General features: G+C 36.1%; 14 protein-coding genes. 9 read left to right on the forward strand and 5 right to left on the reverse strand.

What is annotated here, in order from left to right; genetic code table 11:
* Positions 1-20: 20 nt before the first annotated feature.
* Genes FG27_RS10180 through FG27_RS10200 form a run of 5 tightly spaced genes read right to left on the reverse strand, consistent with a single transcriptional unit; the run spans position 21 to position 4,358 of the window.
* On the reverse strand, positions 21-1,469 hold the full coding sequence (locus tag FG27_RS10180) for a PAS domain-containing sensor histidine kinase (protein WP_037318674.1): 1,449 nt from the start codon (positions 1,467-1,469) through the stop codon (positions 21-23).
* 48 nt (positions 1,470-1,517) lie between these two features.
* Positions 1,518-2,087: a 5-formyltetrahydrofolate cyclo-ligase gene (locus FG27_RS10185; protein ID WP_037318677.1), complete on the reverse strand. Its 570-nt coding sequence runs from the start codon at positions 2,085-2,087 to the stop codon at positions 1,518-1,520.
* Entirely contained in the window at positions 2,080-3,060 is a 981-nt protein-coding gene (locus FG27_RS10190; RefSeq protein ID WP_037318679.1) for a succinylglutamate desuccinylase/aspartoacylase family protein, read from the reverse strand. The genes FG27_RS10185 and FG27_RS10190 overlap by 8 nt, the downstream gene beginning before the upstream one ends.
* 3 nt (positions 3,061-3,063) lie before the next feature.
* Positions 3,064-3,936: a 30S ribosomal protein S6--L-glutamate ligase gene (gene rimK, locus FG27_RS10195; RefSeq protein ID WP_037318681.1), complete on the reverse strand. Its 873-nt coding sequence runs from the start codon at positions 3,934-3,936 to the stop codon at positions 3,064-3,066.
* The gene (locus FG27_RS10200; protein ID WP_037318683.1) at positions 3,933-4,358 is read right to left on the reverse strand and encodes a RimK/LysX family protein; all 426 of its coding nucleotides are present in this window, start codon (positions 4,356-4,358) and stop codon (positions 3,933-3,935) included. Before FG27_RS10200 ends, rimK begins: the two co-directional genes overlap by 4 nt.
* 177 nt (positions 4,359-4,535) lie before the next feature.
* On the opposite strand from FG27_RS10200, the gene uvrC reads away from it, so the two are divergent.
* From uvrC to FG27_RS10245, 9 genes are all read left to right on the forward strand, one after another.
* Positions 4,536-6,341: an excinuclease ABC subunit UvrC gene (gene uvrC / locus FG27_RS10205; protein WP_037318685.1), complete on the forward strand. Its 1,806-nt coding sequence runs from the start codon at positions 4,536-4,538 to the stop codon at positions 6,339-6,341.
* A gap of 20 nt (positions 6,342-6,361) precedes the next feature.
* Positions 6,362-8,590 (forward strand): patatin-like phospholipase family protein, encoded by a 2,229-nt coding sequence (locus FG27_RS10210; protein WP_037318691.1) that lies wholly within the window; start codon positions 6,362-6,364, stop codon positions 8,588-8,590.
* Between the two features lie 189 nt (positions 8,591-8,779).
* Positions 8,780-9,946, forward strand: coding sequence for a homogentisate 1,2-dioxygenase (locus tag FG27_RS10215; RefSeq protein WP_037318693.1), 1,167 nt, complete (start codon positions 8,780-8,782; stop codon positions 9,944-9,946).
* A 37-nt stretch (positions 9,947-9,983) separates the two neighbouring features.
* Positions 9,984-11,126 carry a 4-hydroxyphenylpyruvate dioxygenase gene (hppD, locus tag FG27_RS10220; RefSeq protein WP_037318695.1) on the forward strand — a complete coding sequence of 381 codons (1,143 nt, stop codon included), beginning with the start codon at positions 9,984-9,986 and terminating at the stop codon, positions 11,124-11,126.
* Positions 11,127-11,422: 296 nt separating this feature from the next.
* Entirely contained in the window at positions 11,423-12,202 is a 780-nt protein-coding gene (locus FG27_RS10225; RefSeq protein ID WP_037318697.1) for a DUF3108 domain-containing protein, read from the forward strand.
* A gap of 3 nt (positions 12,203-12,205) precedes the next feature.
* Positions 12,206-13,180 (forward strand): tryptophan 2,3-dioxygenase family protein, encoded by a 975-nt coding sequence (locus tag FG27_RS10230; RefSeq protein WP_037318699.1) that lies wholly within the window; start codon positions 12,206-12,208, stop codon positions 13,178-13,180.
* On the forward strand, positions 13,177-14,415 hold the full coding sequence (locus FG27_RS10235; RefSeq protein ID WP_037318702.1) for a peptidoglycan DD-metalloendopeptidase family protein: 1,239 nt from the start codon (positions 13,177-13,179) through the stop codon (positions 14,413-14,415). Before FG27_RS10230 ends, FG27_RS10235 begins: the two co-directional genes overlap by 4 nt.
* 164 nt (positions 14,416-14,579) lie before the next feature.
* Positions 14,580-16,211, forward strand: a complete 1,632-nt coding sequence (gene pgi, locus FG27_RS10240) for a glucose-6-phosphate isomerase (protein WP_037318704.1) — start codon at positions 14,580-14,582, stop codon at positions 16,209-16,211.
* Positions 16,212-16,402: 191 nt separating this feature from the next.
* Positions 16,403-19,597 carry a carboxypeptidase regulatory-like domain-containing protein gene (locus FG27_RS10245; protein WP_037318706.1) on the forward strand — a complete coding sequence of 1,065 codons (3,195 nt, stop codon included), beginning with the start codon at positions 16,403-16,405 and terminating at the stop codon, positions 19,595-19,597.
* The last annotated feature ends 62 nt before the right edge of the window (positions 19,598-19,659 follow it).

The raw sequence follows: 19,659 nt of genomic DNA on the forward strand, positions 1-19,659 counted from the left end.
AGAATTAGTGTTTAGTTTTTTTAAAATTTAATTTTAAATGTAGTGCCTACATCTACGGTGCTGGTTACCGAGATTGAACCCCCAAGTGTTTCTACCTGATTTTTAGTTATAAAAAGTCCAATGCCCCGGGAATCCAGGTTCTCATGAAAGGTTTTATACATCCCAAACATTTTGTCACCATATTGATCCAGGTCAATGCCTAAACCATTATCACTAACCTCCAAAAAACAGGTTTCGTTCTCAATATAGGTTTGAATATAAATCACCGGTTTTCTACCAGGATGTTTATATTTTATGGCATTTGTGATTAAATTTAGTAAAATACTTTCAAGATACTCAGGTATATAGCTAATTTCTTTTAGGGCGTGAAATTCAGCTACAATTTTGGCATTTTCTCGATTTATTAAGGATGAAGTTGAAGCCATTACCCCACTTAATGCTTTTTCAAAGGAAACTATACGGCGTTCTTTGTGTAAAATTGATTGTTTATTTACAATTTCGTTTAGCTCATTTATAGCTAAATCCAGGTTTTCAGAAATATCCATCACATTTGGAATTAATTCAATTTTATCTTTATCGGTTTTAGCATCTTTAAGCAATTCTACAATTAAACAAAGATTGCTGCTGTGAGACCGTAAATTGTGAGAAACAATATGCGCGAAATTAAATAACCTGGAATTTTGTGTAGCAATGATATCCAGAGAATTCTGTAAATTAAGTTCGTTAATTTTCTGTTCGTTAATGTCCTGAAATACACCGCGAATCCCAATAATATTCTGGTCTTCATTATAAACTGGTTTTCCGGTAGCACGCACCCAAAAATCTTTTTTGTAAAGATTGCGCATCTTTAATTCTACTTTAAACGGAATACCATATTTCTCACATTTTTCAAAAGCAGAAATTACAACTGGATGTTCTTCTGGGGCATAGAATTTAAAATGCTCTTCGTATGGCGGTTGGTAATCTAGCGGGCAATCTATTATTTTTTTAGTAACGGAGTCCCAGTAAATATTCTTATTAACCGTGTCTATATACCAGCCCCCGGTTGTGGTCATTTGGGCAGTCTCTCTATAATAGAAGAAATTTTCTTCTATTGTGTACTGGTCTCGTTTGTTTTGGTGGATATTTACAAATAATAATACAGCTGTTTCCTTGTTGTTTTCTTTGTTTTTGAGATTTCGACACTCAAACCAGCGGTATTTCCCGTTGCTAAGTTTTAGTTTAAGTTCAATGTTGAAGGCTTCATTTTCTTCGGTTAGTTTATCGAAATACACTCTAAAGTCGTAGCGATAATCCTGATGCAGAATTTCCTTCAGAAAAAATTCGAAATGGGATTCAGAAAATTCAGGGTTTCCTACAAGGGTATTAAAATGCTCTGACCAGCTTACCTCTTTATTGAGAAGGCTGATCTTCCAATAAGCGATATCAAAATCTTCAAGAATGCTGTTTAATTGAAGGTCGTTTAGCATTAAAGGGGCGAAAGTTTTGTTAAAAATAACAGAATACTTCCTAATTCCCTAATTTTTAAACCTATATATTTTATTAGGAGAAACGCAGTAATCTAAAGGAATATCACTGCTGAATAATTCTTTAAAAGGGGATTCTGCCTCGAAGAAGGAAAGGCCGATCTTTATAACATCGGGTTTGCATTCACTTAGAAAAGTATCGTAAAAACCCTTACCGTAGCCAATGCGATGACCTTTTTCGTCAAATGCCAAAAGCGGAACAAAAACGACCTCTATTTGCTGCGGTGCTATTGGAATGCCGCCTTCCGGTTCAGGAATATTCCATCTATTTTTTCTAATCACGCTGCTATCGGTGAGTAAAAAATGTTCCAGTTTATGCTCTGCAATATTAGTCTTGGAAAGCACTACATTTTTATCTTTCCCCTGGAGGATATGCAAGATGTTTTCGGTATCAATTTCTTTCTGTTCTGCAATGCTTAGAAAAAGATGGTAGAATTCTTTTTCCCAAATAGGTAATTCCAACAACTTGTTAGCGATTTCCAGGCTTAATTTTTCAATTTCTTCTCTGGAAAGTTCTAAACGTAAAGCTTTGTATTTTTTTCGTAATTCGGCTTTATTCATCTTTTGGCGGTGCTGAAATATGAAAAATGGCATCGCCCTGGTATACAATGGGAGATTCGTTTACATTGATAACATATCCCGAATTTACAGCTTTAATCTTATGCCTAAATTTTCCGTAAGGATCAGTAATAGTGCCAATATATTCACCTTTCTCTACATGTTTTCCACAGGGAATTTTTACGTGCAATAATCCGCTGTATTTGGCGCGCATCCAATTGGTGTTCTCAATAACCACTGTTTCGGTAATAGCATCGGGATAATCAAATCTAGGATTAAGCATTTCGAGATAGCTTAAGATTCTCATTGCTCCTTCTACGCCGTGTTTTGCTATATCTTTATCACTGTTTTGAGATTTTCCACCTTCAAATAGTAAAACCGGAATTCCTTTTTTTGCACAGGTTTCGCGATACGATTTGGTAATTGTTTTCGAGTGGATAGTAAACGGGGCATTAAAGATCCTGGCATATTTTAAACTTTGCTCATCGCCTCGTTTAACTCTTATTTGCGGAGCATTAAATCTGCTCGCGCCACCGGTATGAAAATCTAAACAGAAATTAGCCAGCGGTAATATTTTCTTTACAAATTGAAAGGCGAATCGACCGGCGAGAGAACCGTGTTTTGTGCCAGGGAACATTCGGTTTAGATCACGGCCATCGGGAAATTCACGACGTAAATTGAGAAAACCAAATACGTTTACTACAGGAATACAAATAATAGTTCCCTTTTGAGGTTTATTAATTCCTTTGGAAATAATTTGCCTAACGATTTCAACACCGTTAATCTCGTCTCCGTGAATGCCGGCGGTAAGTAAAACTACCGGGCCGGGTTTTTTTGAACGTTCAATAATTACCGGCACCTCTACCGAAGTAGTGGTATATAACCGGGCCATATTGAAATTGATAGAAGCACTTTTTCCCGGAAGTACTTTTTCTCCCAGTATTTCCAGAACATTGTCACTGGTTATTTTTGCCATAGGCTATACGTTCCGTTCTATATATCTAATTATAGATTTTGCGATATCTTTTCCTGTCGCTTTTTCTATTCCTTCTAATCCTGGAGATGAATTTACTTCAAGAATTAATGGCCCGCGGGCGCTCTGTAGCATATCTACCCCGGCAACACCAAGTCCCATTGCTTTAGTGGCTTTTACTGCCGCAATTTCTTCTTCATCTGTAAGTTCAACAACTTCTGCGCTGCCGCCACGATGAAGGTTAGATCTAAACTCACCTTCTTTTCCCTGTCTTTTCATAGCACCAACTACGTGCCCATCTACTACAAAAGCCCTAATGTCTCCACCTTTGGCTTCCTCAATAAACTCCTGAACAATTACACGAGCCTGTAAACCATTAAAGGCTTCAATTACAGATTCTGCTGCGTTATTTGTTTCCGCAAGAACTACTCCTACTCCCTGGGTTCCTTCTAATAACTTTATTACCAAAGGTGTTCCGCCAACCTGTTTAATAACTCCAGATACATCTCTGGAGTAATTGGTGAAAACCGTTTTTGGCAGTCCAATTTTAGCCCGGGAAAGCACCTGTAAACTTCTTAATTTATCACGGCTTCTTACTAAAGATTCAGATTCTGTAGTGGTGAACGCGCCCATCATCTCAAACTGTCTTACCACCGCAGTTCCATAAAATGTTACTGAAGCTCCAATTCTAGGAATTACTGCATCTACACCTTCTATATACCCTCCTCTATAATAAATATTTGGTTTACGTTTTTCTATAACGATATCACACTTTAGTGGGTCTATAACTTCAACTTCATGTTTGCGTTTGGTAGCAGCTTCTACAAGGCGTTTTGTAGAATACAAATGGCTATTACGCGAAAGGATTTTTATTTTCATTTTTGCTTAAGATTGTAAGAAACGTCAGTTAATTCGGTGTCCACGATAAATTTTTTGGTAAGGAATTTACGGCCAATTAGTACCGGAAACCTCATTTCCTGTCGGGAGGACAAAGAAAGGGAAATTTTATAGACCTTATTAAAAATTTTGATGGTAGATATTACCTGATATCTTTTTTGAATAATTCCGTTACTACTTCTTACAAAAACGATATCATAATCTGTAAAAGTAAATTTTTTTCCGTTGTATAAAGGATGCTCTTCATCAAGAAAAGTACATTCTAAAACTCCATCTTTTTCAACTATATTTTCGCAGTGAATAGAGGAAGTGTAAGCGCCGGTGTCAATCTTAATAGCGATATCATTTAAATGTAAAGCAGGGAAATCTGCTTTATCAAAACGCCCAATAACTTTTTTCTCCATACCGCAAGATAGTAAAATGCACATGTAATCTTTTTATAGAAATTATAAAATTTGAATTGCTTTAACCCGATGCTAAGGAGGTTAAGCGAATGAACTAATTTGATTTAATATAAATTTAACATTTATAAGACCTGGCAAATTTTAATGCTACGCCTAATAAATTCTACCTTTGGGAAGATGGAAACGCCTGCTTTAGAAGTACAATTAAAAACCCTGCCCAATAGTCCCGGAGTCTACCAGTATTATGATAAGAACGGCAAGATCCTCTATGTAGGCAAAGCTAAAAATCTTAAGAAAAGAGTAACCTCCTATTTTACCAAACGCCACGATAGCCACCGTATTGGCGTAATGGTAAAAAAAATCAAGGAGATAAAGCACATCGTCGTAGAGTCAGAAACCGATGCTTTGCTTCTCGAAAATAATCTTATTAAAAAGCATCAACCGCGTTTTAACGTGATGCTAAAAGATGATAAAACCTATCCGTGGATTTGTATTAAAAATGAACGTTTTCCCAGGGTTTTTCCTACTCGAAAATTAATAAAAGACGGTAGCGAATATTATGGCCCTTTTACCAGTTTTAAAACAGTAAATACGTTACTCGATTTAATTAAAGGACTTTATAAGCTTAGAACCTGTAATTATGATCTTTCTGAAGAAAAAATAAGAAACGGGAAATATAAAGTATGCCTGGAATATCATTTAGGAAATTGTAAAGGGCCTTGCGAAGCAAAACAGCCTGAAGCAGAATACAACAGTAATATTGAAGCAATAAGGCAAATTGTAAAAGGAAATTTTAAAGATTCGCTGCAGCAATTTAGGGAACAAATGAAACTGCATGCTGAAAATATGGAGTTTGAAGATGCGCAACGGATTAAAAATAAAATAGATGTACTGGAGAACTACCAGTCTAAATCTACGGTAGTTAACCCTAAAATTACCAACGTAGATGTGTTTTCAATAGTTTCAGATGAAGGTTATGGTTATGTGAATTTTCTTCAGCTTTCTCACGGCGCAATTATCAGGTCGCATACCATAGAAATGAAGAAAAAGCTGGATGAAACCGATGAAGAATTATTAGAATTAGCAATTACCGAAATTCGGCAACGCTTTAGTTCAAATTCCAAAGAAATTTATGTGCCTTTTAAAGTTGATGCTGGTGAAGATGTAAGAGTTACTATCCCAAAGCTGGGAGATAAAAAGAAGATTGTAGAATTATCGCAACGCAACGCCAAATATTACCGCCAGGAGCGTTTTAAGCAAATGAAAATTGTAGATCCAGACCGGCACGTAAAACGAATAATGGCACAAATGAAAGAGGATCTCCGTCTTAGTGTTGAGCCTCGCCATATAGAATGTTTTGATAATTCAAATATCCAGGGCACAAACCCGGTGGCTGCCTGTGTGGTTTTTAAAAATGGAAAACCAAGTAAGAAGGATTATCGTAAATTTAATATCAAAACCGTTGAAGGGCCAGATGATTTTGCATCTATGGAAGAGGTGGTTTTTAGACGTTACAAACGCTTGCTTAATGAGGGTGAAGATTTGCCTCAACTCATCATTGTAGATGGAGGGAAAGGTCAGCTTTCTTCTGGAGTAAAAGCTTTGGAAGATCTAGGATTGCGGGGAAAAATTGCCATTATAGGCATCGCAAAACGTTTGGAGGAAATTTTTTATCCGGGTGATACCATTCCGCTTTATTTAGATAAGAAGTCTGAATCTTTAAAGATCATTCAGCAATTACGGAATGAGGCGCATAGGTTCGGGATTACTTTTCATCGTAACAAAAGAAGTAAAAGCGCGTTAAATACAGAGCTGGAAGAAATTACCGGAATTGGTGAAAAAACCGTGGTAGAATTATTAAAACAGTTTAGATCTGTAAAACGTATAAAAGAAGCTTCAGAAAAAGAGCTGGCTGAAGTTATAGGGGTTTCTAAAGCGGGAATAATTTACAATCATTATAAGGCAAAGAATACACCAGAATAAGCTCACAAAATTATGGATAAATGAAAAAACTACTGCTTTTACTTCTTCTATTTGCAGCCTTTCCGGGGATTTCCCAGGAGCAGGAAGACTTAAAAGTGGGTTTGGTTTTAAGTGGGGGTGGAGCAAAAGGTCTTGCTCACATTGGCGCGCTAAAAGTTATTGAAGAAGCGGGGATTAGAATAGATTATATTGGCGGGAGTAGTATGGGCGCTATCATTGGCGGTCTATATGCTTCAGGTTATACGGCTCACCAGTTGGATTCCATTTTTCACGAGACTAATTTTAATATTTTAATTCAGGATAATATTCCGCGTAGCGCAAAATCTTTTTACGAAAAAGAAGATTCTGAAAAATACGCCATTAGTATTCCCTTTGATAATTTCAAAATTGGTTTACCCTCAGGCCTTTCCAGGGGGCAAAATATTTATAATTTAATGTCACAGCTTACCTTGCATCTTGGTAATTTGGATGATTTTAATGAATTACCTATTCCGTTTTTTTGTGTGGCTGCCGATGTGGAATCCGGGGAAGAAGTTATTTTAGATGAAGGTTCACTGGCGCAGGCGGTTTCTGCCAGTGGCGCGATTCCCTCTATTTTTAGTCCGGTTATTGTAAACGGTAGATTATTGACAGACGGTGGTGTGGCAAATAATTATCCTGTAGAAGAACTTCGAAAAAGAGGGGCTGAAGTAATTATTGGAGTAGATGTTCAGGATAGTTTGGTGAACCGGGAAGATTTACGCAGTGTTTTTGATATTCTTACTCAAATAAGCAATTTCCGTACAATTAGCGATATGAAGGAGAAAGTGCCTAAAACCGATATTTATATCAAACCCGATATTAGTCCGTTTTCGGTGTTATCTTTTGAAAAAGGCGAAGCAATTATAGATTCGGGAAGGGTAGCTACTTTACAAAGAAAAGTAGAGCTTGAAAAAATTGCGGAAAGACAGGGGGAGAAGCGAGAAAAGGTAGTGATTCCTAAAGTAGATACAATTCAAATAAGCACCCTAACCCTGGAGGGCAATAGTACTTATCCTCGTACCTATATTATGGGGAAATTAAGATTGAATTATTTCACTAAATTCACTCTTAAGGATTTAAGTGAAGGTATTAATAATCTTTCAGCCACTGGAAATTTCAATAGGGTAAATTATAGATTAATTCCAAATAATGACGATGGTCTTTATACCCTTGCCTTAAAAATGGAAGAAAGTAAAAATAAGAGTTCATTAAGGCTTGGGCTTCACTACGACGAACTATACCAAATTGGTGCCCTAATTAATTATACCCGAAAAAGTTTACTTCTTTCTAATGATGTTGCGTCTTTAGATTTGATTGTTGGAGATCAATTTCGGTATAATTTTGATTATTATATAGATAAAGGTTTTTATTGGAGTATTGGGGTGAAATCTAGATTTAATAAGTTTGATCATCCGGTTTCCTTTGATTTTGCCCGGGAGAATGCAGAACTTGAAGATGTTGGGGTTAATCGAATTGATATTGATTATCGCGATCTAACCAATCAGTTTTATGCAGAAACTTTATTTAAGCAGGTATTTTCCTTTGGTCTTGGACTGGAACATAAATTTTTGCGAATAGCTTCAGAAACTTTAAACGATCCAGATCCTGAATTTGGAAACAATTCTCTTTTTGAAAATAGCCATTACTACAGTACGTTTGGCTATCTCAAATACGATTCTTACGATAATAAATACTTCCCTTCACGCGGTGTTTATTTTGATGGTGATTTTCATCTCTATTTGTTTTCTTCAGATTTTAATAATGATTTTGCTGAATTTTCTATTGCGAAAGGAACCTTGGGCTACGCTTTTTCTCCTTTCAATAAATTTTCAACTAGAATTGTGACTGAAGCTGGTTTTAAAATTGGAAACGACGGTGTGAATACCCTTGATTTTTTCCTTGGTGGATATGGAAATAATCTCATCAATAATTTTGTGCCTTTTTACGGATATGATTTTATAAGTCTTTCGGGGGATAGTTATATAAAAGGGCTTCTAGAGTTTGACTATGAAATTTTTAGAAAGAATCATATTATATTAAGTGCTAACATAGCCAATGTTGGCAATAAATTATATTCTTCGGGAAATTGGTTCACGATGCCAGATTTTACCGGTTATGCCCTGGGGTATGGAGTAGATACATTTATGGGCCCTTTGGAAGCAAAATATACTTATTCGCCTGAACTTAAGGCGAGTCAGTGGTTTTTTAGCCTTGGTTTTTGGTTTTAATCAATTATTCATTTATTTCTACCAGCTTTTACTAGTGAGATTTTAGTTTTGCTTCCTGTTTTAGATATGTTTTAAGAATGTTTCCTTAAAAATTCCCGATATTTGGATTAAAGTAAAATAACACCGAAAAAAATAACAAATTCTCAATATTCTTTCAGAAATTGGGGATTGAATTAAAAATATCAGATTATGCCTTTTTATCATAAACTCGGTAAGATTCCCCACAAGCGTCACACGGTTTTTAAAAAGCCAGATGGCAGCCTTTATTACGAACAACTTTTTGGTACTATTGGTTTTGATGGGATGTCTTCTAATCTTTACCACGAAAACCGCCCAACCCAGGTGAAAGAAGTGAAAGGAAGCTATAGCGTAAAGCCCAAAATTGCTGCTGAAAACAATATAAAATCCTATCGTTTTAAAGGGTTTCAGATAAAACCCAATCCCGATTACCTGGAAAGTAGAAAAGTGGTTTTAACTAACAGTGACGTAGATATCACCCTGGCTTCTCCTCAAGGTTCTACAGATGATTATTTCTATAAAAATTCAGATTCAGATGAACTGCTTTTTATTCATAAGGGCAGCGGTAAATTAAGAACACATCTTGGAAATCTCGATTTTAAGTACGGCGATTATTTATTGATCCCAAGAGGAACTATCTATAAAATTGATTTTGATGATGAAAACAATCGCCTGTTTATTGTAGATTCAAGAAGACCAATTTATACACCGAAACGCTATAGAAACTGGTTTGGTCAATTATTAGAGCATTCTCCGTTTTGTGAGCGCGATCTAAGGCAGCCACACGAATTAGAAACCAATGATGAAAAAGGCGATTTTCTTATAAAAATAAAAAAGCAGGGCGAGATATTTGATATGGTTTATGCTACACATCCCTTTGATGTTGTGGGTTACGATGGGTATAATTATCCTTATGCATTTTCTATTCATGATTTTGAACCTATAACCGGTAGAATTCACCAACCGCCACCGGTGCACCAAACTTTTGAGACCGATGCTTTTGTGGTATGCAGTTTTTGCCCGCGTAAATATGATTATCACCCTGAAAGTATCCCGGCGCCATACAGCCATAGTAATATAGATAGCGATGAAGTGTTATATTATGTAGATGGTGATTTTATGAGTAGGAACGATATTGAAGCCGGACATATTTCGCTGCACCCGGCGGGAATTCCTCACGGACCGCATCCGGGAGCTGTAGAACGCAGTATTGGCCAGGTTGAAACCGAGGAATTGGCGGTAATGGTAGATACCTTTAAACCATTAATGCTAACCGAAGATGCCATGGAAATTGCCGATGAAACCTACCATAAATCCTGGTTAGATGAAAACCATTAAGAACTATAATTAAAAATTAGCAATAAAAAATATTAAAATGAGTACTGATAATACATCACTAAAATTAGAGAAGGTAATGCAGGATGCCGAAGATTTTCTTCCTATCCTGGGTACCGATTTTGTTGAACTATACGTAGGAAATGCCAAGCAGGCAGCATATTACTACCAGCACGCCTGGGGTTTTCAGCCGGTAGCTTATTCAGGCCTGGAAACAGGAAGAAAAGACAGTGTTTCGTATGTTTTGCAACAAGGCAAGATTAGAATTGTACTTACATCTCCACTTCAGCCGGAAGGCGATATAAATGCACATATCAATAAACACGGTGATGGTGTGAAAATGGTAGCGCTTTGGGTAGACGATGCCAGGAAGAGCTATGAAGAAACCACCAAAAGAGGTGCTAAATCTTATGTAGAACCATACGAAATGGAAGATGAGCATGGTAAAGCCGTAATTTCTGGAATTCATACTTATGGAGAAACCATTCACCTTTTTGTTGAGCGAAAAGATTACGAAGGGCCATTTCTGCCCGGCTATAAAACCTACGCTACAAAAGTGCAGGCTAAAGATACCGGTCTTAAGTTCATAGACCATATGGTTGGAAATGTAGGTTGGAACGAAATGAACAAATGGGTAGAATTCTATGGCAAAGTAATGGGCTTCGCGCAAATGGTTTCTTTTGATGATAAAGATATTTCTACAGATTATACGGCCTTGATGAGTAAGGTGATGAGTAATGGAAACGGAAGAATTAAATTTCCCATTAATGAACCTGCTGAAGGAAAGAAGAAATCACAGATTGAAGAATATATAGATTTTTATAACGGCGCCGGTGTGCAGCATATCGCCCTCGCTACCGATAATATTATTGAAACAGTAACTCAATTGAGAGATAGAGGGGTGGAATTTTTATATGTTCCGGAAACTTATTATGATACATTATTAGATAGGGTTGGAAAAATAGATGAAGATCTTGCACCTTTAAAAGAGCTTGGTGTTTTGGTAGATCGTGATGATGAGGGGTACTTATTGCAGATTTTTACCAAGCCGGTTTTAGATCGTCCAACGATGTTTTTTGAGATTATTCAGCGAAAAGGAGCTCAATCTTTTGGAAAAGGTAATTTTAAAGCACTTTTTGAAGCGATTGAAAGAGAGCAAGATCTACGAGGAACATTGCAATAAACTTAAAAAAATAAAATTAACTAAAATTTATAGTTAAAAAATTGAATTACTCAAAAATATTGAGTTAAACTTTATTTTGGCTTTGTTATTACTTCTTTAAATGCAGACATTTGCGCTCGCATTTTTGGAGTGGTTACCAGGAATGTAATTTTTTTCATAATTTAAGTTTTAGTTGGTTAATAAGACAAAAACCCCATCATTAATTTGATGGGGTTTTTTGTTTTAATACATTTGGAATAGAAATTGTAAATATTCTAATTCCAATCAATCTGTAAATCAGTATTTAAAACTTTGGTATGAAAAAAAGCATATTTACAATATTTCTTTTCCTAATTTCCACAGTCGCTTTTCAAGCCCAGTCTCAAAAAGCTTTTAATTCTGGAGAATGGTTTAAATTCCGAATTCATTACGGGCCTTTCAATGCAAGTTATGCAACCCTGGAGGTAGATGAAACCAGTATAAATGGAACCCCAGTTTATCACGTTGAGGGAAAAGGAAAATCTACAGGTTTATTGCATTGGTTTTTTAAGGTGGATGATAATTACCAGACCTTTATCGATAAGCAAGATGGTAAACCTTATAAATTTATTCGAAAGATTAATGAAGGAGGTTATACAAAAGATCTTGAAATAGATTTTGATCATCGTGAGAATAAAGCCTATGTTTTAGATAAAAAACATAACGAAAATCATACTTATGATACCAAGCCGAATGTACATGATATGTTATCGGCATTTTATTATATTCGCAACAATATTAAAAACGACCAGCTTCAGCCCGGGGATGAAATGCGTCTTAATCTATTTTTAGACGACGAGAATCTTGATTTTAAACTGAAGTTTTTGGGTAAGGAAGTGATAAAAACCAAATTTGGTAAGGTTGCTACATTAAAATTCAGGCCTTATGTAATGGCGGGAAGGGTTTTTAAGGAGCAGGAAAGTCTAACCTTTTGGGTGAGTGATGATGCAAATAAGGTGCCTTTAAAAATTGAGGCAAATCTTGCGGTTGGATCACTTGACGCCGATTTAGATGCTTACAAAGGTTTAAAACATCCTTTTAAAATTGTTATGGATTAATTCATGGAAATAAAGCCGGAAATTGCAGAACGTATTTTTGCACTGGAAGAAAAGTTTAAAAACTCAGGGCAGGATTTGGCGTCTTATTTAGACGGACTTTTGCACGATAGATACCTCACGTATTGGGATTATTTGAGTATTGATACCTTGTTGAGTCTGCAAAAAACCTTAACACATTTTCCAGACGAAAAGATTTTTATTTCTTACCATCAAATAACCGAGATTTATTTTAAGCTCATTATTCATGAGCAAAAACAAATTATTGAAGCCGAATCTCCAGATGTCGATTTCCTGCTTGAAAAATACAATCGATTAAACCGCTATTTTAGAATCCTCATAGATTCGTTTGATGTGATGATTAAGGGGATGGAGCGGGATCAATTTCTTAAATTCCGAATGTCTTTATTACCGGCCAGTGGATTTCAATCGGCACAATTCCGAATGATTGAAATTTACGCAACACCTTTAGAGAATTTGGTTTCTTATAAAATACGGGATCAATTTTCAGAAAAAAATAAGCTGGAAGATTTGTACGAAAATATTTACTGGAAGAAAGGTGGAATAGATCTTAAAACAGGCGAGAAAACCTTAACTCTTAGGCAATTTGAAAAGCGATATACCCCACGTTTTCTAAGGATAGCTTCAGAATATAAAGGTAAAACCCTATTTCATAAATACAGGGAACTTCCAGATTCAATTAAAAATAACAAGTTTTTGAAAGAAGCATTGCGTAATTTTGACGCCAATGTAAATATAAATTGGCCACTTATGCATATGGGTGCGGCTTATAGATATTTAAATAAGGATAAAGAGAGTATTGCTGCAACAGGAGGTACAAATTGGAAAGAGTTTTTGCCGCCAGGATTTCAGAAAAATAGTTTTTTTCCTTATTTATGGAGTGAAGAGGAATTAGAGAATTGGGGACAGGAATGGGTAAACCATAAGTTTAACACAGAGAAAAAAATTGCTAAAAATTGAGAAAATTTAGTTTCCTACTAGTAATGTTATTGGCTTTTACAGCCTGTGAAGATGATGCGAAAGAAACCGCTCTTAATGAAGATAAGGTAGAAAAAAAAGCGCCTAAACCTGTAAAAAAAGAGTTCGGTTTTATTCTTGACGAATATGAAGTTGTAGATGGTACGGTAGAATCTGGAGATAGTTTTGGCTATATCCTGGACCAGCACGGTGTAGATAGAGGCAAAATTTATCAGATCTCAGAAAAAGTAAAAGATACCTTTAATCCTGCCAGAATAACTGCCGGGAAGAAATATAAAATTCTAAAAGCCAAAGATTCAGCCAATACTCCACAATTTTTTATCTATCAAAACGATAAAATTAATTATACTGTTCTGGGAATTGGAGATAGTATTAGTGTAGACCGAAAAAGAAAACCGGTAAGTATAAAAAGGAGAGAGGTTTCTGGGGTAGTTAGTTCTTCCTTATCAGAAGCTATGCTCGCGCAGGGTCTTAGTAATCTTTTGGTTTACGAACTTTCTGATATTTACCAATGGAGTATAGACTTTTTTAAACTTCAAAAGGGAGATCAGTTTAAAATGATCTACTCTGAAAAATATATAGATGATACCATTTTTGCCGGAATTGAAAATGTAGAAGCTGCTGTCTTTAAACACGGGGATCGGCCTTATTACGCTTTTGAATATTTAACTGATTCCTTAACCGGACAACCCAGTTTTTACGATGAGGAAGCTAAAGCATTACAAAGCTTTTTTCTGAAAGCTCCGCTAAATTATAGCAGAATTTCTTCAAGATATACCAAACGAAGGTTCCATCCTGTACAAAAGCGTTGGAAAGCCCACCTGGGTACAGATTATGCTGCATCCCACGGTACTCCAATTGTGAGCACGGCAGACGGGACAGTGATCGCATCAACTTATACTTCAGCCAATGGGAACTATGTGAAGGTAAGGCACAACGATAAATACACTACCCAATATTTACATATGAGTAAAAGAAATGTGAGAAACGGGCAAAGGGTAAAGCAGGGCGATGTGATTGGCTATGTAGGCAGTACAGGATTGGCAACTGGGCCTCACGTTTGTTATCGTTTCTGGGTTCACGGGAAACAGGTAGATCCTTATCGCCAAAATTTACCAACAGCAAAACATATTGAACCAGAACATAAGGAGAAATATTTTGCAGCTATAGAAGATCTAAAAGTTTCGCTGGATAAAATTCCTTATAAGGAGTTTTAAAGAAATCATCTATTGTTTGGTTAAATATTTTTAGCTATCCCGAATTCATACGGGAAGATTTTAAAATTCCAGATAATTAATTAAAGTAGTGCATTCAAATCTTGAATTATCAGGAAAATAAAGAATTTTAAGTTTAGGCCAAAGCCAGAAAAAGATATAATTTAATGAAGAATATAAATCCAACTCATACGACAGCCTGGAAAAAATTAGAAAAGCATTTTAATGAAATCCAAGAGCAGCAATTAAAAGAGCAATTTAAAAAAGATCCTGAAAGAGCTTCAAAATTCACTATTGCCTGGGAGGATTTTTATCTGGATTACAGCAAAAACCGTATTACTACTGAAACTCGAGATCTGCTTTTAGAGTTAGCTCAGGAATGTGATCTCCAATCGGCTATTACTGCCTATTTTAAAGGTGACGCAATTAATAAAACTGAAAATCGTGCTGTACTTCACACTGCGTTAAGAGCACCAGCTGATGCTAAAATAAATTATGAAGGTGAGAATGTAGTACCGGAAGTACAGGAGGTAAAAGAAAAAATTAGAAAATTTTCGGAAAAGATAATAAGTGGTGAGAAGAAGGGATATACCGGCAAGGCCTTTACCGATGTGGTGAATATTGGAATTGGAGGCTCAGACCTTGGTCCTGTGATGGTGACAGAATCACTGCAGTATTATCAAAACCATTTAAAAGTTCATTACGTTTCTAATGTAGATGGTGATCACGTTAATGAAACTATAAAAACATTGAATCCGGAAACAACTTTATTTCTGGTTGTTTCAAAAACCTTCACCACGCAAGAAACCCTTTCTAATGCAACAACATTAAGAAATTGGTTTAGAAAAACAGCACCACGAGAAGCCGTTGCAGAACATTTTGCGGCAGTTTCCAGCAACTTAAAGAATGTTGAAGAATTTGGTATAGCCATAGAAAATGTATTTCCAATGTGGGATTGGGTTGGTGGCCGTTTTTCTCTTTGGAGTGCAGTTGGTCTTTCAGTAAGTCTCGCGGTTGGTTATAACAATTTTGAAGCTTTGTTGACCGGAGCCCAAAAAATGGACGAACACTTTAAAACTTCAGATTTTAAAGAAAATATTCCAGTACAACTCGCCTTGTTAAGTATTTGGTACAATAATTTTTATAAAGCCGAAAGTGAAGCGGTAATTCCTTATACGCAATATTTGCATAGGCTTCCCGCTTATTTGCAACAGGCGATTATGGAGAGTAATGGTAAAAGCGTAGATAGAAACGGGGAGAAAGTAAACTACCAAACCGGAACCCTTATTTGGGGAGAGCCGGGAACCAATTCTCAGCACGCGTTCTTTCAGCTAATTCACCAGGGAACAAAATTAATTCCTGCCGATTTTATTGGTTTTAAAAAATCACTACACCAGGACGAAGATCATCATAATAAATTGATGGCTAATTTCTTTGCGCAAACCGAAGCCTTACTTCAGGGTAAATCTAAAGCTGAAGTTCAGCAGGAACTTGAAGCTCAGGGATTATCTAAAGAAGCGGTTGAAAAATTACTTCCTTTTAAGATATTTGAAGGAAATAAACCTACAAATACTTTACTCATAGACAAACTGAGCCCGGAAAGTTTAGGTAAAGTTATAGCCATGTATGAGCATAAAATTTTTGTACAGGGTGTTATCTGGAATATCTTTAGTTATGACCAGTGGGGCGTAGAATTAGGAAAGCAGCTTGCGAGTAAAATTCTTAATGAAATCGAAAATAAAGCGGTGGATAATCACGATTCTTCTACTAAAAACTTGTTAAAATTCTTTTTAAAATAATAATAAGCCTTTTGTTAACAACCTATGAAAATCAATAGTACTCATAGAATCAGATAATTGAAAATTTGTTTTAGTTTTGCGGCGAAAAAGATGTTAAAGTTAAATTTCTTAACATTCCGATAAACTAGGGTTTGTAGGATTTAGCTTCATTTGCATCGAATTTAAACTCAAAAACAAACAAATTAAAAGAAATGAGGAAATTACTAGCATTAGCGTTGTTTTTAACATCAGCTACAATTTTTGCTCAGGGGGTAACAACATCTTCCCTAAACGGGAGGGTTTTGGACAATAATAATGCACCCCTACCTGGCGCCAATGTTATTGCGGTTCACGAACCTTCCGGTACCCAGTACGGAGCAATGACAGATTTTGAAGGTTATTATCGTATATCAAATATGCGTGTTGGAGGTCCTTACACAGTTACAATTTCATTTGTTGGATTTGAAAATTATGTAGCTAATAACTTAAATTTACAATTGGGTGATTCTAGAAGAATTAATGCTTCTCTAAATGAGTCTTCTAATGAATTGCAGGAAGTAGTTATTACTGGTAGTCAAAATAGTGTTTTTGATTCTGGAAAAACAGGTGCTGAGACTAAAGTGACTCAAAAACAAGTTAATACATTGCCTTCTATTTCGAGAAATATTGCAGATTTTGCCAGGTTAACCCCTCAAGCACAGGTTACCGGTGATGATGTAATTTCTATAAGTGGGCAAAATAATCGCTACAATGCAATTTTTATTGATGGAGCTGTTAATAACGATGTATTTGGATTAGCTGGTAGTGGAACAAATGGAGGACAAACAGGCGTAAGTCCGATTTCATTAGATGCAATTGAATCTTTTCAAATTAACGTAGCTCCTTTTGATGTAAGACAATCTGGTTTTGCAGGGGGTAGTATTAACGCGATTACCAAATCGGGTACCAATAATTTCGAAGGCTCGGTTTATAGCTTTTTAAGAAATGAAAAGCTTGCTGGTAAAACACCTGTTGGGTTAGTAGGAGAGGATGGAGTACGTGAAAGACTAGATGAGTTTTCAGCTGTAACTACTGGTGTAAGAATAGGTGGGCCAATTATTGAAGATAAATTATTTTTCTTTGTTAACTATGAAAGACAGGATAATGAAACTCCTCAACCTTTCGATTTTGTTAACTATAGAGGAGATGCTTCTCAGGCAGATATAGAGGGATTATCAAATTTTTTAGCTAATGAGTACGGTTACGAACCAGGTGCATTTTTAAATACAGCTTCATCCTTGGTTAGTGATAAATTAATCGGAAAAATTGACTGGAACATTAATGAGAGTAATAAGCTATCTTTTAAGCATAGTTATGTTAAAGCGGTTCAACTTCAAGCAAGAGGCTCAACACCGAGCAACATTAACTTTTTTAACGGTGCAGTAAACTTTGAATCTGTTACTAATTCTACAGCCCTGGAATTAAGTTCACAAATCGGTGATAATATGGCTAATAATTTTGTTTTAGGTTGGACAACTGTAAACGATAATAGAGATCCGCAAGGAGGTAATTTCCCAAGTGTGGAGATTATTGACGGCCAGGGAAGTATTAATTTTGGTTCTGAGGCTTTTTCTACCGCTAATGCATTAGATCAAAGCAATCTAACTTTAACCGATAACTTTGATATTTATGCAGGAAAACATAATATAACCATCGGTACCAATAATGAATTTTCTTCTTCAAGAAATGTTTTCTTTAGACAAAACTTTGGAGATTACAGGTTTAATAATTTGAATGACTTTTTAGTAGGAAATAGAGCAAATCGTTATCGTCACGGATACTCTTTGATCGGTGGATCAGGCGATGATTCGGAAGGAGCTGCTGAGTTTGATATTTTTCAGTTTGGATTATATGTTCAAGATGTTTACAATGCAACTGAAAATTTGAAACTTACATTAGGAGCGAGAATCGACGTCCCTTTTTGGGGTGATGGCCTAGTAAATGAAGATTTTAATAACAGAACAATACCTCTTCTAGAGGCTCAAGGTCGTGATTTAAGAGGAGCAAGAGTAGGTGAGGGAATTGATGCAAACATCCACTTCGCCCCTCGCTTTGGGTTTAACTGGGATGTTAATGGAGACCGCACAACTCAGGTGCGAGGTGGTACAGGAGTCTTCACCTCTAGATTGCCGTTAGTTTGGCCTGGTGGAGCATATAATAATAATGGCTTAACTGCAGGATACGTATTCAGAACAGGAGATGGTGTACCTGATTTTGAGCCAAACCCAAACAATCAGCTACAAGATCCACCGCAAGGGTCCGGTCAGGTAGGTGGTGAAATCAATTTATTTGAGAAAGATTTTAAATTACCTCAGGTTTGGAAAACTAATATTGCGGTAGACCAAAGATTGCCTGGAAACTGGACAATTTCTGCAGATTTTATCTATAATGATGATCTTAATGCTGTTGCATACGAGAATATTAATCTTGAAAGTCCAGAATTTACTACCACGGGAGCAGGTTCTCGTTTTCATTACGCAGGCGATAGAATCGATGATACTTATGACGCTGTATATATGGGTTATAATGTAAAAGAAGGACACTCTTATAACGCTGTCGCTACATTGGCTAAAAACTTTTATAGTTCATTTATAGATGTAACCGGCCAAGTCTCTTATTCTTATGGAGAATCCAGTGTATTATTTGATGCAACCTCTTCTCAGAACAGTTCACAATGGAGATTCCAGGAGTCTATTAATGGTTCTAATAATCTTTCGCTTTCTAGATCTGATTTTGCACCAGGACATCGTGTAATTGCGAATTCCACCATAGAATTAAAATGGACAGAAAACTTAAATACTAGAATTGGTTTATTTTATGAAGGTAGACAGGGTGATCCTTTCAGTTATACAGTTTTCGGTGATCGCTTGATCAATGATACGGGTAATAATACCGGTGCATTGCCTTATATACCTTCTAATGAAGCAGAGGCTCACTTAATTGATAGTGATGATTTAACTGCATCACAACAATGGGCCTTGATGGATGCTTTTATAGAAGGGGATGAGTATTTAAGTACTAGAAGAGGACAGTTCGCAGAACGAAATGGTGCAAGAACTGAGTGGTCACATATTATCGACCTTAAATTTGCTCAGGAATTTGCTATTAAAATTAAGGAAACAACTCATAGATTTGAATTTTCTGCTGATATCTTCAACTTTACAAATTTCTTGAATAAAGAATGGGGTGTAAGGCGATTTACAGGAACACAGAGATTTACGAACTTTGAAGGTTTTGCTGAAGATGGAACAACTCCACAATTTACCTTTGATGATAATACGGGCGTTACTCGAAATCAGATTGACGATTCTGGATTACAGTCATCAAGATGGCAAATGCAGGTTGGTTTGAGATATTCTTTTAACTAAGCTCAAGGTTTTAGATTATATGAAAACCACCCCAAATCGGGGTGGTTTTTTGTTTTTGTATA

The sequence above is a fragment of the Salegentibacter sp. Hel_I_6 genome, from assembly GCF_000745315.1.
Classification (GTDB): domain Bacteria; phylum Bacteroidota; class Bacteroidia; order Flavobacteriales; family Flavobacteriaceae; genus Salegentibacter.